The 15,787-nt window shown below is 49.0% G+C and carries 10 protein-coding genes; 3 read left to right on the top strand and 7 right to left on the bottom strand.

All coding sequences use genetic code 11. The features are described 5' to 3' along the window. The first annotated feature begins 2 nt into the window (after positions 1–2). Positions 3–2,927, top strand: coding sequence for a DNA polymerase III subunit alpha (locus FDP09_RS20425; protein ID WP_137404399.1), 2,925 nt, complete (start codon positions 3–5; stop codon positions 2,925–2,927). Between the two features lie 38 nt (positions 2,928–2,965). Here the strand turns inward: FDP09_RS20425 and FDP09_RS20420 are convergent, their stop codons facing one another. The 4 genes from FDP09_RS20420 to FDP09_RS20405 all read right to left on the bottom strand — a co-directional run bounded on the left by FDP09_RS20420 (position 2,966) and on the right by FDP09_RS20405 (position 7,093). Beyond that, positions 2,966–4,327 carry a fibrobacter succinogenes major paralogous domain-containing protein gene (locus tag FDP09_RS20420; protein ID WP_187328726.1) on the bottom strand — a complete coding sequence of 454 codons (1,362 nt, stop codon included), beginning with the start codon at positions 4,325–4,327 and terminating at the stop codon, positions 2,966–2,968. Positions 4,328–4,640: 313 nt separating this feature from the next. Continuing rightward, on the bottom strand, positions 4,641–5,171 hold the full coding sequence (locus FDP09_RS20415; RefSeq protein WP_137404397.1) for a hypothetical protein: 531 nt from the start codon (positions 5,169–5,171) through the stop codon (positions 4,641–4,643). Between the two features lie 187 nt (positions 5,172–5,358). Then, a complete protein-coding gene (locus FDP09_RS20410) occupies positions 5,359–6,315 on the bottom strand; it encodes a terpene synthase family protein (RefSeq protein WP_137404396.1) in 957 nt (318 codons plus the stop codon). A gap of 184 nt (positions 6,316–6,499) precedes the next feature. Further along, positions 6,500–7,093, bottom strand: coding sequence for a cyclic nucleotide-binding domain-containing protein (locus tag FDP09_RS20405; RefSeq protein ID WP_137404395.1), 594 nt, complete (start codon positions 7,091–7,093; stop codon positions 6,500–6,502). A gap of 238 nt (positions 7,094–7,331) precedes the next feature. Between FDP09_RS20405 and FDP09_RS20400 the strand changes: the two genes are divergently transcribed. Together FDP09_RS20400 and FDP09_RS20395 are read left to right on the top strand one after the other, a co-directional pair. After that, positions 7,332–7,811 carry a MauE/DoxX family redox-associated membrane protein gene (locus tag FDP09_RS20400; protein ID WP_137404394.1) on the top strand — a complete coding sequence of 160 codons (480 nt, stop codon included), beginning with the start codon at positions 7,332–7,334 and terminating at the stop codon, positions 7,809–7,811. 256 nt (positions 7,812–8,067) lie between these two features. Further along, positions 8,068–8,337 carry a hypothetical protein gene (locus FDP09_RS20395; protein ID WP_137404393.1) on the top strand — a complete coding sequence of 90 codons (270 nt, stop codon included), beginning with the start codon at positions 8,068–8,070 and terminating at the stop codon, positions 8,335–8,337. Between the two features lie 107 nt (positions 8,338–8,444). Here the strand turns inward: FDP09_RS20395 and FDP09_RS20390 are convergent, their stop codons facing one another. From FDP09_RS20390 to FDP09_RS20380, 3 genes are all read right to left on the bottom strand, one after another. Continuing rightward, positions 8,445–9,800, bottom strand: coding sequence for a RagB/SusD family nutrient uptake outer membrane protein (locus tag FDP09_RS20390; RefSeq protein WP_137404392.1), 1,356 nt, complete (start codon positions 9,798–9,800; stop codon positions 8,445–8,447). Positions 9,801–10,202: 402 nt separating this feature from the next. Then, complete coding sequence (locus FDP09_RS20385) at positions 10,203–13,397, bottom strand: SusC/RagA family TonB-linked outer membrane protein (protein WP_229683499.1); 3,195 nt, start codon at positions 13,395–13,397, stop codon at positions 10,203–10,205. Continuing rightward, complete coding sequence (locus FDP09_RS20380; RefSeq protein WP_137404391.1) at positions 13,397–15,028, bottom strand: TlpA family protein disulfide reductase; 1,632 nt, start codon at positions 15,026–15,028, stop codon at positions 13,397–13,399. Before FDP09_RS20380 ends, FDP09_RS20385 begins: the two co-directional genes overlap by 1 nt. Between the last annotated feature and the right edge of the window lie 759 nt (positions 15,029–15,787).

Below are 15,787 nucleotides of genomic sequence, written 5' to 3'. Positions count from 1 at the left end.
GGATGTACCTGAACTGCAAGACCTATTTCAGTTACCGTTACGGTACCATTGCCACCCAAGAGCTGGTGGACATGGCCGTGGCACGAAAGGTAAGATCACTCGCACTGACCAATATCAACAGTACCGCCGATGCCTGGGACTTTGTGGACTTTTGCCGGAAGGCGAACATCAAGCCCATCCTGGGTGCCGAGATCAGGAACGGCCAAAAACTGATGTACGTGCTGCTCGCCAAAAATGACAAGGGCCTGATGCACATCAACCGGTTCCTGTCCGAACACCTGATGGACAAAAGGGACTTTCCGGAGAGGCCGGGACTCAAGGATACCTGGACCATCTATCCCTTCGGAAGCCGTGGGCCGGAAGATCTCGGAGAGACGGAACTGATCGGGGTAAGGCGGGAGGAGCTTCCCAAGCTGTACGGCAGGCATCCCGGGCGGCACCCGGACAAGTGGGCCGTGCTGCAGCCGGTGACCTACCAGGACAGGACACGGTACAACCTGCACAGGATCCTACGTGCCATCGACGGGAACACGCTGCTTTCCAAGCTGGGACCCGCCGACACCGCAGGGGAAGGGGAGCATTTCCCCACAAAAATGGAGCTTTGGAACGCCTTTGGGGAATATCCGGAAATGCTGCAGAACACCTTGCGCGTGATGGAAAGCTGCTCGGTGGACATGGAACTGCACGCCGACAAGAACAAGAAGCATTTTACCTCCTCCAAGGAGGACGACCGCATCCTGCTTGAAAAGCTGGCCATGGAAGGCCTTGCCCAGCGCTACGGAAGGGACAACACTTTGGCGCTGGAAAGGGTACAAAAGGAACTCCGGATCATTGATGAGCTCGACTTCAACGCCTATTTCCTGATCGTGCTCGACGTAGTGCGCTATGCCCAGCACCGGGGCTTCTTCTATGTCGGCAGGGGCTCGGGCGCCAATTCGATCGTGGCCTATTGCCTGAAGATCACCGATGTGGATCCCATAAAGCTGGACCTGTACTTCGAACGTTTCCTGAACCCGCACCGCAGCTCGCCGCCCGACTTTGACATGGACTTCAGTTGGCAGGACCGCGACGAGGTGATCGACTATATCTTCAAGCGCTACGGCCGCGACCACGTGGCGCTTTTGGGCATGTTCTCCACCTTCCAGGGACGGGCCATCATCCGGGAACTTGGAAAGGTCTTTGGCCTGCCCAAGCCGGAGATCGACCAGTTGGTCGGCCGGAGAAAGGATTCCGTTCCGCCCGAGGACAGGATCCAGCGTGCCATTCTCAGGTACGGGGCGATGATGCGGGACTTTCCCAACTACCAGAGCATCCACCCCGGCGGTATGCTGGTCAGCGAGCGGCCGATATTCCAGTACACGGCCATGGAGCGGCCGCCCAAGGGCTTCAATACCGCACAGGTGGACATGTTCCTGGCCGAAAAGATCGGACTGTTCAAGCTGGACATCCTCAGCCAGCGGGGGCTTGCCCATATCAAGGATGCCATCGGACTGGTCAGGCAGAACAGGGGCGAGGAGATCGACATCCGCACCGTGGAACGCTTTTTCAATGATCCCAAGGTGGCAGACCAGATCCGGAGGGCGGACACCATCGGCTGCTTTTACATCGAGAGCCCCGCCATGCGGCAGCTCCTTACCAAGCTCAAGTGCGACGATTACCTGACCCTGGTGGCGGCAAGTTCCATCATCCGCCCGGGCGTGGCACAGTCGGGCATGATGAAGCAGTACATCGAACGTTTCCACGACCCGGAAAACATTCCCTACCTGCATCCCAAGATGAAGGAGCTGCTGGAGGAGACCTATGGGGTGATGGTCTATCAGGAGGACGTGATCAAGGTGGCCCACCACTTTGCCGGGCTCGACATGGGCGAGGCCGACATCCTGCGGCGGGCCATGTCGGGCAAGTACCGGTCGCACAACCGCTTCAAGCTGATCGAGGAGAAGTTCTTTGCCAACTGCCGAGCGCTGGGCCATCCCGAGCATATCAGCAGGGAGGTCTGGCGGCAGATGGAGTCCTTCGGCGGCTATTCCTTTTCCAAGGCCCACTCGGCCTCCTTTGCCGTGGAAAGCTACCAGAGCCTGTTTTTAAAGACCTACTATCCGCTGGAGTTCATGGTGGCGGTGATCAACAACTTCGGCGGATTTTACCGCACGCAGTTCTACTTCCACGAGCTCAAAAAAGCTGGCGGCAAGGTGGTGCCCCCTTGTGTGAACACCGGCCAGTACCTTACCTCGGTAAAGGGCAACCAGGTGACCGTGGGCTTTGTGCACGTGCAAAACCTCGAGCGGAAGACCATCGACCGGCTGCTGGCCGAAAGGGAGCGGAACGGGCCGTACCTTGGCCTGACCGATTTCATAACGCGCACCAGGGCCGATGCCGAGCAGCTCAACATCCTGATCCGCATCGGGGCGCTGCGCTTTACGGGCATGGGCAAAAAGGCACTGCTCTGGCATGCCAACTTTATGCACAAACGCATGGAGGCCGAGCCGGCGAGTGCGGCGATCTTCACCGAGGAACCGCTGGACTTTGAACTGCCGGATTTTCCCAACAAACCCCTCGAGGATGCCTATGATGAGATCGAGCTGATCGGCTTTACACTGGGAGACCCATTTGAACTGGCAGACGATGACCGGAAGGGATTGGCCTACGTGCAGGAGCTTCCCAAGTTGGTGGGCCGGAAGGTCTGCCTGTTGGGCCACCTGGTGACCACCAAGCCCGTCAGGACGGCAAGGGGGGACTACATGGCATTCGGTACCTTTCTGGACGAACGGGGCGACTGGCTGGACACGGTGCACTTTCCGCCAGTGCTCAAGAAATACCCTTTCCACACCGGGGGCTTTTACAGGATCTATGGGAAGGTGGTAGAGGAATTTGGGGTGTATGCAGTAGAGGTGAGGGAGATGAAGGGGGTGGGGTTAAGGAAATAAAGCAGGCGGTCTTCGTGCCGCCTGCTTAAAAAAAGTTGTTAATCTTTAACGCATCGGATAGGATAACCATATTCTCCGTTTTCAGGGACCATTCTTCTGGTTATGCCATGAATATCACCACTAATGCTTCTGAAGATCCTTTGCACATCCATGGAATCACTGTAGTCCGGAGACCAGAAAAAGGCTACATAGTGCTCGTTGGGCCAATCAGATTGGAAGTAATCTCCTTCCATGTACATGAAGGTTCCCCGGATAGCGGATATTCCTGAGGTATTTGCCAATGATGAGGCTGTATCCAAAGGCCAGGTATGGGGATCTTTTAATTGTGTGCCCGCAAGGACATCGGCTCCTCTAGTTGATCCGTATTCGAAAGCATCCAGTTCCGGCACAGTAATTCCCAATTCGATTTCAAGTGCTTTCCAGTCTTGGTCAGTGGAGATGTGCCAGCCACATGGGCAGATGTTCCGTTCGTCTGACAGAACAGCAGCACTATATAATGGATATTCACCATTTAAGGTTCGAAGATAGGAATCTTCGTTCATATCTAAGCCACTGGAATAGCCGATGGCGATACTATCACCGTTGCAGAATACCGTCGAGCGAAGGTCTTCAGTCATCCAGTATTGGTCACCGATCTTAGTGGTGGTATAGGTGTAGCCAGAGGCATCGGTGACCGTGCCATGCTGCAGGTCAAAATCATATTCCATCAAGCGGAATTCACCCAAGGCAAGCTCGATAAAGTTGACTTCTCCCTGTGGAACCAAAACGTTGAAGTGGAAATGATCCCTGCTATTGATGAAGAAATGCTTTCGCAAGGTCTGCTGGGTGAAATCTTCCTGCACCTCCAAGGTCCTTCCCGTTATGTCCTGGGAGTCATTTTCCCAAGCGTAGATATAATAGGTGTTGGTGTCGGGATCCAGCATCAGGTCCGTGCCATCAAGCTTTGCACTTTGGACATGGTCTTTTTTTACGGTGACCAGCCCAAAATAGGTGTGCCCTTCCAAGGTGATGTCCTGGCTGGTAGAGCTGACCTCAAATTCCGACCAGACCTCAAAGGGGAGGAAATACTCCATGTCGGAGCCTTCCACTTGGGTAAGGACCGTGTAGGAACCCATCGGCAATTGGATCTGCGGTGGAGTGGAGAAATCGTTGGGATTGTAGTCCAAAGTGTATTCCTGGCCTGTGGCCTCGTTGGTCATGATAATAGTGGCCGAATCCGGGAAGATATGTTCCCAGTCGCTGGTAACGGCCTGGCGTTGGGTTGGGGAACTGCTTCCAAATGGTTCGATTTCAATACCTGTAATGCTAACGGACCCCATCGGCGGGGTTTCCGTTCCTTCCTGCACACAGCCCGAAACGACTGCGATCAATGTGGCCAAAAGAATGAACTGTTTTTTCATAGGAAATATGGTTTGGTTATGGGAAAAGGTTAATTCCATGGGAAAGGACAAAAAGCTTTGTTTATTGCTGCCAAAGCATCAAAAGCATTTGCAGTAGGATCGGTTAGGGGCTATCAGGATGGTGGTAAAAAGTACCCGTTGTTAATGCTAATATATAAAAATACCACTATAAAATAGTGGTAAATATTATTAACGTATTTAAAATGAGTAAATTAATGTATTAAATCAAATATTTTGTAGTTGGTTGGTTTGTTAGATGTATTGGGTGCAGGTTACTGATTTGTCGTATATTTATATCATTTACCTAGGGACATTACAATCCATTTAGTTGTCTCAATTCACTGTATTTATCTTCCAAATACTTTCTGATTGCAGGGGCAAAATATTCCCGATGGTCAGCTTCCGAGATAAGGTCGCTTTTGTGGTTGTTGCAGGGGTAGCAGATCAGGACGCAGTTTTCAGGATTGTACTGGTTTCCCTTGGCATCCCTGCGTTCAAGTTCCAATACCCGGCCCCTTCCACGTTTTGTGGCAAGGATACCCGTTTCGTAATCGAAAAGTGCTTTTAGCTTTTCGGCCGCTATCCCACAATAATCACAGGATTGCCCATGGTCCTCAAACCACTCGAAGAACTTACGTTTTCCCATTTTGGCAAATTCATCAAAATTGGGATTGTCCTTGCGGCCGTTGAACAGTTGGTTGGACCGTTTGATCCGTTCCCTGAGTTCTTGGCCCTCTTCCCACCATAAGGTGGGCGTGGTTCGTGGTAAATTGTTTTCGTCGGCAATTTGCTGGTAGCTTTTGCCTTCGGTCAGGTGCTGGAGGAGAAATTCTTTTGCATTCATGGGATCAATATTCAGGTTTACTAAAATAAGGGGTGCCAGGGTGTTGCTTATGAACGGTCCATTGTTTGCCAGGGATTTTTAAGATGATACGGGAATTGGATATTCAGAATAAATATAGTCTTTTTTTCCAATTGAGGCATTTCCCCTCATGATTGGCCTTGTACCGTAAAGGCTTCATGTGGAAGCTTCATTGGTCCAGGTTGTTTGGTGAATACCTTACCGTGTCCCTTGTGGCCCAGATATGCATGCCCTTTATCATCCGGTCAATGGCCTTGCCGAGAGCCTGTTTATGGGGTGGGCTGCCGGGACAGGACTCCTGGAAATCGATTTGTTGTTTCCGGTATACCTCTTCCAGGAACTCCAGCCGTTCCCTGACCCTTTCCTCGGCCTGTTTGCGGGGGATTTTGTACTGGTATTCCTTTAGCAGGACCAGGTTGTGGAAATCACTGTCCCTTTCTTCTTTTTCGTAAGAGGCAAGGTCATTGGAAAAACAGATGATTTCGGTGATGGTCTGGTACAGCGGACCGAGACAGCGGTGGTGGAAGACCTCTACCGGGAAGTCATGGGCACGAAGGTAGCCCAACAGTTCCACCGCAATACCGGCACCTGAACAGTGCTTGAGCTGGTGGACGTATTTGATGATGGTCGGCTGCTTTTCCTTTGCCAGGTTCTTGGCCTCCCAAAGACCGGCCTTCAAAAATTTCCCCACGTATCGGACCAGCCGGGTGCCCATTTTCCTTTCCCTCGAACGGTCCCTGAACCAGCCCCAGTGTAGTTGCCAGAAGGTTTCCGCCGATGCAGCATCGCCTGCCGATAGATTGCCTTTCGCTATTTGCCTATTGAGCTGGATTTGTTCTTTCCAGAAATTTACCCTACGATTTCCATGCAGGGAATCCGCCCGATCATCTAAGTAAAACAGCACCAGAAAAAGCCTGGTGATCTGTTCGAGTTCCTCTTTTCCGGCATCAGGAAAAAGTCGTGGGGCAAACTTGTTATGTTTTTGCGAACAGCTTCGCTTTAAATCGTTTTCTCCCAAAAAGAGCCCCTTTTTCCTTGCCCACTCATAAACCCTTTCTGAAACATGTTCATAATTAGGGTTCAACACTGGAACTGAGGACCTATGGTGTAATGCTTCGTAATTCATCTGTAACTAAAAATTAGTGGTTGTAAATAGGCGCCACTATAGGCTTCTTGGATACATGACAATTCCAATACTTGGCTTCAAAATAGAGGATGAAGGTTTTGATTAGCAAAGCTTATGGGGAAAAAGAACTGTCCGTTTACAGATGAATATCATATGACATTTTTTGGTAAATATCCTGTCCCAATTATCCGATCAATTTCAGTTTTTGTAAGGTTCTCCTCATCTTGGATACCGAGCATTTAAAAAGATGGCTTTTGTCCTTGATGCTCAATTTTCCGTTTTCATACGGGAAATCGATAGCCAGTTTTAATAAACCTGCCTCCAGGGGCAAGGTAAATATATTGTGCCAAGCCTCATAGTCCTGTGCAATGGTCCTGTTGATGGCAGTGGATAGATTGGTAACGCTGTCAATATTGTCCAACATGTACTTTTCTGCAATGGTACTAAGTTCCAATACGACGGAGTATTCAAGGGTTTTGATGATATAGGGAGAGGGGATCTGTTGGGTAAAACTTTCCAGATGGGTGGCCACCATTCCCTTCTTAAATATCCTTACCCTAAAATCCCTTCCATTCTCGGTAGGATAGAGCATGGCAATAGCACCTTTGAAAACGTATCTGGCACAATGTTCAATTTCCCCAGGACCTTTAAGTTCGGTACTTTTTGGATAGCTCCTTAAGGGAAGGTAGGGGACCAATTGTTCATATACCGATAGGTCAAGCTGGTAATAGGAATCAAATTCCTTTTTAAGCTCTTCGGCAGTCAAAAATCTTTCCATAGGCAAATACTTCACATGCACCCCGGGGAGGGGTGAAAAAACCATACATACAGCATTGGGAGTAAACATAAGAAAACCAACGGGTTAATTCAATTTTGGCTGCCTGCAATTGTTACCGGATTACGGAAAAATGTCATATGACGTCCATTAGGTAAAAAGTACAAGATTTTAATGGATTTGTTTCATAATGATTTTTAGCGCTCCTAAATTAAAAACAGTAACCACAAAAATACAGCTGATGGACCTGTCCAAAACGTTAAAAATTACTGCCAATAGCAAAAGGGAAATTATAGCCCATATGTTGGCATTCTTATATACCTATACTGCCATCAACAAATGGTACGATTGGGAGTCCTTCAGGATTTCACTTTACAACCAGGTATTCCCTGAGTGGCTGGGCACTATCCTTCTCTATTCCCTGCCCCCGGCGGAGCTGGCCCTGGCCATCCTGCTGGTCGGAAGGAGGACGGTAGGCCCGGCCCTTTGGATAAGCTTTGGACTGTTGACAGTATTTACCGGGTATATAGCCCTTACCCTGATGGGGGTGTTTGATAGGGTGCCCTGTAGCTGTGGGGGAGTGGTCAGCGCCCTTGGTTGGGAAGAACACCTGTTTTTCAACTTGTTTTTCCTATTGATCAATGGCATTGCCCTGAAAAGAAGCACTAAAGACCTGCTGCGCTCAAACAAAACGAATGGGTCGGCAAGGTTATCGAGATAGGGGACACTGCTTTAGGATTGGAAACGCTGGAGCTAAGTGTTCACTGAAATAGATGGGGCAAATTCCTCCCTGAGGTTTGAATTGGGATTTTCATAAACAAAAAAACAGAGAAAGATTTTGTACGGCCAGTGAAGGTACTAGGTACTTGCCTGGCACCGGTAGGGGAGAAAACCGGACGCTCCTCTCAAAAGATTGTCAAGCATAACAGAACGATCGAAGCGCCCGGATCCATTTATAATTATTAAACCATAAAACTATGAAAAATAGTGTGTTAAATTTAGTAAAGGGCGGGGTTTTTCTCCTCGCCATGATAGCGGCTTTCGCTTTTACGACTCCGACCAACCTTCAGGATGGCTTCGGGGCAGAGAGGAACGAGGACGGTGATATCGTGGCATGGCATGATGTCAGCCAACTAAGCCCCTCGGAATATGAATGCAATGCATCGGAGTATGATTGTATTTATACAGAGGATGATGAGAATTCAACGGCACTTGAGCCAGGTACCTTTGAATTGACCAATCCTTAATGGATAGTAGGTAAGGGGCTGTCATAGTTTTTGCAGCCCCTTTGTTTAATTGAGGATTTAATCCTGTCCAATTTTTGACCTAATTTCTTTCCAATCCCCTAAGTTCCTTATCTTTCATTTTGTACTATTCCACTTACATTGATCTCATCAGGGGGGATGGGCAATACATACCTTTTTGACCCAGGCTCCAACTGGTAGGATTGACCATCTACTGTCCTTTCGAGGGTTTTGGCAAATTCAGGTGCTTTATTGAGACGTTTTAAATCCGCCCACCGGGTACCCCGACATAGGAGCTCTTTCTTCCTTTCTGTCAATATGTTGACCAAAAGGACATCACCCTCCCCGGTAGTTCCTTCAAAGGTGCCGGATACAAAGCGGTGTTCCAATAGCCTGTCCATTGTTTCTTTTGCCCCATCGGAATCACCGATCCGGGCGAGGCATTCGGATTTGTTGAGGAACAGCTCATCGGTGGCCAGGCCGCAAAAATAGGTGACCGTTCCAGTGTAAGTCCCCTTGAAGTCCATTCCGAAACTGTTTTCCTGGAAAAAGGCCTGTTTTCTAAGATCATTTTCCTCATAACTCCCATAGATTTCAGGGCTGACAACTGTATTGCTATTGCGGATAAACCCATGACTGATCATTTCACTATGGAAAATAACCTCGTTGTTAAATTGCTCAAAAGGATAGGTGGCTTCAAGGTCAAGATCATTGAAATCCAATAGGTCATCCTCAATGGATAGGGCTGCTTCCGCATGGTCAAGGGCATTGGGATAATCTCCCAATGACAGGTACACTCGTGAGAGGAGGGCATGGGCCGCCCATTGGCTGGGCCTGCTTTTGAAATCGGGCATTTGAGGCAAAAGGGTTACGGATTCCTTTAGGTCTTCGATGACCTTTTCATAGGAATCTGCCAAACTGGCCCTGGATGCATCCAGGTTAATATCTGGCCCCAAGCGTAATGGAATGCCCAAAGCCCCGTCGTTTTGGCCGGGGACATAGGCAGGGGAAAACAGGCTGAGCAGGTTGTAAAAGGCATTGGCCCGGTAAAATAGGGCCCTTCCTCTTACCTGGTCATGGCCTTCGGGATCATCCTCCCTGGGAAGGGCTTTCAGACCGTCCAATACAACATTGGCATAGAAGACCTGCTGGTAGAACACGGTCCATTCAAAACCGTAATTTTCGAATATACTTTGCTTCCATAGGTAAGTGTTCTGCTCTACAGTTGAATAGGAACCAAAACCGTTGTCATTGGTAAGCAGTTCGTCACCGCTCAACAGGCCAAGTCCTGGACCATCATTCATACCTCTTCTTGAAGCATCCAAGAGCTTCTGTAGGTCCTCCAGGCTTTCCGGAACAACAATGCTTTTTTCGGGTTTTTCATCTAGAAACTCCTCACAGGAGGTTAAAAGGTGAATGATGCTTATGATCATGATGGTGAGTATGGGCTTGAGTTTATATTTCATATTTTGTTAGATTTTAGACATTAGATTATTTTTGGTTGCGAGATTATCCCCCACGTTCATTTCAGTTCAGGTTTCCGACCTTAGGGGGCTTTACTCTTTTCTCAATCTTGCTACTATCATCCAGATACTTGATATAGACATCTTGTTATTAAAAAGAGTCCCGGTTTCCCGTCTGGAAACTTTTCCCGCGCATATGATAATGTATGGTTTACATATGAAGAAAGTGGCGGTAAGGGACTCTGTGGTACTGTGATGCGGTAAGCAAATGGACAGCCTGTTTGCCCAACGGATTCCTGCATATTTAAAAGCAGCCACTGCCCGTTCTTCCCCTTAATGCAATTAGGTAGATTTTATTTATTGTTGAACATATAAATAGGTGGGCAGGGCTGCTCATTTGAGCTTTCACAAATCAACACGGATCCCCAGGGAAATACTCCCCAGAGGTTTGGAAGTCCTGAAATCAGGGTCCAGGGGATCGTCTTTGGCGGCTTTCCAGAGGATGCCCAGGTTATTGGCGTAAGTATATATCTCCATTCGACTGAAGGGCAGGCCCGGAATATTGTTTTTATCCATCATATAGGCCAAACGGATATCCTGTAAGCGGATATGGTCGCCCCGTTCCACCAAGGCTTCCGAATGCCAATAGAAATGATCCCTGTTACGGTTCTTGCTGGATGGAAGTGCGGGAATGTCGGTGTGCAACTCGTCCCCGGGCTGCTGCCATCTTTGGGTAAAATCCCCGTGTCCCTGTAGGCCGGAAAGAATATCATCATACTGTACCGAGCCCCTTTTGTAATAGTAGCCCATTCGGTAGCTGATATTGAAGGACAAGGAAATCCCTTTATAGCCAAACGTGTTCCTGAGAGCCCCGAATACACTTGGTCTGGAAGGACCATGATAGGTAATGCCCTCGGGAGAGGCTTCAGCGAGGATGGCTGCATAATCCGTACTGGGTTCCCCGTCCAGATAGCCCCTTGCTGCTCCCGTATCAGGATCCAATCCGGCCCAGGAATAACTATAGACCCCATACAGTGGCCTTCCCTCAAAAGGATAGGTTCCGTAATAGGCCATATAGTTTCTTGCCGTGGCCTCCTCGCTGTATTCGACCACTTCTTCTTTGACGGTGCTGAAAAGCCAATCCGTTTGCCAAGAAAGTTGGCCATTTAGGTTCATTGAACTGAGCTGCAGGTCAATACCGTGCGTCCTGGTGGCGGCAAAGTTGCCCCGGAATTCGGTAAAGCCGCTCGAAGAGGGACGGGGAATGTCACCGATCAGGTCACGGCCATTTTTGATATAATACTCCAATGTGCCGGAGATCCTGTCCTCCTTGGTGGCAAAGTCAAGCCCCAGGTTCCAGACCTGTATTTTTTCCCACCGGAGCGAAGGGTTAGGGGGACTGCTGATCTGGGCATAGGGAAGACCGGAAAGTGAATTGTAGGCCCCCGAAAGCATGGTGGCCGTGGTAAAGGCGGTAAGGGTCTTGTCAATATTGCCGTTATAGCCCATGGTGGTCCGGAGTTTCAGATAAGGAAGGAAACCGCTATGGAAGAATTCTTCATTGCTGATGGTCCAGGATCCTCCCACAGACCATAAGGGTACCCCTCGTTGGTTGGTTTCTACTCCGAACAGGTTGGAGGCGTCCTTGCGGGCACTGGCCGTGAAGGTGTAGCGGTCAGCATAAGTATAGGAAGCATTGGCATAATAGGAGACAAAACGGTCTGTGGTGCCGGAGTGGCCTTCACCTGAAGGAATGCGCAAGGTTCCACCCGTGACATAATTGGTATAGCGGTTGACGTAATCCACCGGTTCACTGGTGCCGAACTCATCATCATAGCCATAGTACCGGCTGCTGTGTCCATCAAACTTCCTGTCCTTGATTTCAAATCCTCCAAGGGCCACGACATGGTGTATCCCGTTCCATTTCCGGTTGTAGTCCAGTTGGACCCTCCCGTTTTGGCTTTGTCCCGTACCAGAGGTCCTGTCATAAATGCTGCCCATAGGAATGGGGTAGGAGAGACTGCCATCCTCGGCCACCTGGGTATAGCGGTTGATATTGTTGCGGGTTATATAGGTGTCCATGGTGCTAAGGTCGGAGCTTACCGCATCATTTTTCCAATATTGGTAGAGAAGGGATGCCCGCAGGCCTTTTGCCAGTTCATAACCCACTTGGGCATTGATCCGGTAATCGGAAGAAGTGTTTTTTTGCTGTAGCAGGCCTATTTCGTCCAATGGGATAAACCTCCAATCCAAAAGGCCCGCATCCTGTATGCTCTCGATATAGCGGCTGCTGTACCCGTGGATGACAGGTAAGGGACTTCCTGCTTCATCGGCCATCCGTTCGTAGGCATAAGGCTCAGGAACTGCTGTGCCCGTAGACCGTTTGCTCCTGCTATAATAGACATCCAAAGCAGCGGTAAACTTATTGTCAATGCCTTTCCAGGAATTTTTCATCCCCAAGGTTATCCGCTCATTATCATTTCCCGCTACATTTTCTGCATTCCGATCATAACCAGATGTAACCATATAGCGGTGTCCCTTTGAGCCTCCGGAAACTTGTAAGGAATATTGCTGATCGACAGGATTTTGGTAATAATACTTGGCCAGGTCATTCCTTACATCGTATTGTCTGTATGAGGCCAGTCTTTGCGCCGCCTCTTCTTGGTTGATCAACCCGTCCCTTTCGGCAATAAGGGTTTCCACTGCAGGGGACAGTGCCGGATGGCTGCTCCGGGTTTCCGCGGATTCATAATAGCCCTGATCGAAAAGGAGCTGCTCCATGTCAACCACCTCTGCGGGCGACATTTTGGGAAGGTAGAAGGGATCATTTTGCTCCTTTACCGTTACATTGGAGTTAAAGCGGACCTTGGTACTGGAGTCAAACTGTCCGTTTTTCGTAGTGATCACAATGACGCCATTTCCTGCTCTCGCTCCCCAGATGGAAGCCGCCGCCGCATCTCGGAGCACGGTGATGCTTTCCACATCGTTTGGGTTGATACTTTCGAGTGGTCCGTCATAGGGGAAATTGTCAATAACGATCAGGGGATCGGTATTGGCAAAGAGGGTGTTCCTTCCCCTGATGCTGATGGATTCACCCGGGCCTTCCCGGTTGAAGCGCAGTCCTGAGGTGACATCTTCCAGCCTGTCCAATAGGTTGGTGGATACCCTTCTGTTCAACAGCTTTTGGTCCACTTGGGCAAAAGATCCCGTGGCCCGCTCCTTGGGGAGGGAGGCGTAGCCGGTGGAGAGCACTTCCACTCCTTCCATATCAAGTCCATTGGAGATCAAGGATACCTGTAAAGGACTTTCAAGGGGAACGGCTACTTCTAAACTTATTTTTTCATAACCTAGATAAGTGACGGTAATCCGGTGGGATCCTTTTTTCACGGCAAGGCTAAATTGGCCATCCTCATCAGTTACAGTTCCCTGATTGGTACCTTCCAAAAGTACAGTGGCACCGGGGAGGCCTTTCCCGGTATCTTGGGCGATAACCGTTCCGTAAAGCGGATGGGTATCCTGTGCTATCGCCGTTCCGGAAAAGTGAAGAAAGAGCATGGCTGTCAATAATATACAGCGGTATGTGTGTAAAGGTTTTGTCATTATTGTAGGGTTAAGGTGTCTGGATTGTTTTTATTGGGTAGGGCCTCCTCGATCAGCTTGATCATGTCTTCCAAGGGTTGTTTGAGTCCGCCTGCCTGACGGATGGTTCCGTCTTTTGCGACCAGGATCAAACGGGGAAATGCGCTGATGTCCATGTTTTCCAGAAAGGAATGCTGAAAACCCTTTCCACCGGTATAGAGGTTGAGGGCATTGTGGGAGGTGTACCTCCCGCTTTCAATGCTTCGGATCCACCTTGTACGGTCTTTATCGGCAGAGATGGAGACCATCTGGAAAGTAGGATTGTCCTTAAAGTGTTCCTCTATTTTGGAAATCCTGCTGGAGAAGAAATTGATGCAGGCCTTGCAGCCGGTGTACCAAAAGTCCAACAGCAATACCTTGCCTTTCAAGGTGGAGAGGTCCATTGGTTTGCCATCCAATCCGGTAAATACCGCTCCCTGCAAAACCTGTCCCTGCCCAAGGGAGGAAAGTAATGCTTCCAATGCCTCTTTAGGTCTGGGGCTGTTGATAAAGGTTAAGGCTTCTTTTGTTTTTAGGTCACCCTTTTCCAGTTGGTCAAATTCTTCACAGATGTACCGGGCCGCCAGATGGTCCTTTACCGTGCCATTCGGCATGTCCCTGATCTGGGCAAAGATGGAAGTGCCATGCAGGTAGGCATAGGATCTTGCCCTGGTAATCAGGTACTGCTGATAACTGGGAGAACTGATGATGGCCTGTTCCGGTATATCATCGATGATATCCGCCTTGTCATGCTCCTTAAAGAATGCTGCAAGTACTTTTCGGTGCTCTGGGTCATCTGAGCGGAGGGCGTAGGCGATGGCATTATTAAAGGTCTTGAGACGGGAGAAGCGTAATCTTCCCAGGTAGTTGGCCTTGATGATATGCAGTCTGTCAGCCGGCAATATTCCCTGATAGCGCGTAATGACCTCCAGAATCCTGTCTTCATAGCCGTCACTGAACGTGCTTTCCAATATGGCGAGGTCTTGCTCCTTGCGGACATAGACATGGGTATGACTTCCGAACTGCTTTTGGGATTGTATAAACTGCTTTCGCTTACCCTCCTTCGAAAGATAGGTTTCCAAGTTTTCGGGGCTGTTGAACCCCATACGGATATCAGTAGCAAAGCTCCGCTCCGCCATCAGCAGGTGAAGCTCTCGCTGGCAGCGGAAGAGTGGGGCAGAGGGTCCTGAAAAGACCACTTGGTTCCGGTAAGTGTCCAGCTGGACCTTGATACTGTCCCCCGGAAATACTACATATTGGTTCAGGAAAGGACTTTTTTCTGTTCCCAAAGAAAGGTAAGCTGGACGCTTGATGTTTTCAGTGACAATATGGGCAATGCCCTCACTGCCGGGGAATACCCCCTCGAAGAAATTGCCGCTTCTTAACTTTATAAGGTTCTTTTGGGCTTGGCCGCCAATTTGGCTGTCATCCAACCTGACCACAAGGGAGTCCATGCGGTAGGCATCTTTCTGTCTCACCTCAAAATACACCACCACGGGAGCCGGAGTATTTTCCGGCTCCACCGTGGCAGGAGGTGAAGCAACTTGGGCATATAGCTTACTTCCAAAAAGGCACAGCAATGCCAGGAAGCATGTGAACGTTGTTTTTTTCATGCTTTAAATACGGTTGTGTAGAAAGTGTTGGGACAATACACTGAGTCTTGTCAGATGCTAGTAGCAAGAGCCAAGATTAAAGACTGGTTTATAGAGCCGAAAACGCCCCCAAACCCGTCATTGCGATGACCAAAGGGAAGAAGCAATCTCGTATTTGCCCCCTAAATCCCCCTTAAAGGGGACTTTTCGATATCGTTAGCGAGATCTAGTCTCAATACTCACGACTCAATACTAGCTACTCCAATAGCTTTCTTCATTTATAAGAAATTGATTAAATCCCAGTGCATATAAAGCCCCAGGCCAGACTGCCCTACCAGACGTTCCTTCCGGAGCGGAACGAATGCAGCCTACGAATTGCGATAAAAGTTTTATTCTCAGGAAATCACTCTGGATTTCTGATGATCTTTTCGAAAATGAAGTTTGGGTTTGTATTCATTATCCAAAATTTATTAGGGTCTGCTTTGGATATGAACTAGTGGGGGCGGGCTGAAAAGCAGCAGTGAGCCTACACTGTATGCTCTGAAACCTGTAGGAAAGGGTCGTAAACACATACAGGAGGCCCACCACTACCACAAAGATAGTGAGGGGCACTTAAACCTGCACCTTGTGTTTACTGAAAGTTTCCTACATTCTCAGAACAAGGTCCATCATCCAAATGCCTGGATTTTGCAAACGCTTTGTTTATATGTTGCTAATATAAAATTAGTTAGTTATAAATCAAAATATTTACTAACAAAAATATACCAAAGAGGTTGCCAT

Source organism: Echinicola rosea (assembly GCF_005281475.1).
GTDB classification, from domain to species: domain Bacteria; phylum Bacteroidota; class Bacteroidia; order Cytophagales; family Cyclobacteriaceae; genus Echinicola; species Echinicola rosea.
The sequence above is the reverse complement of the archived record's forward strand: the minus strand, read 5'-3'. Positions and strand labels throughout refer to the sequence as shown.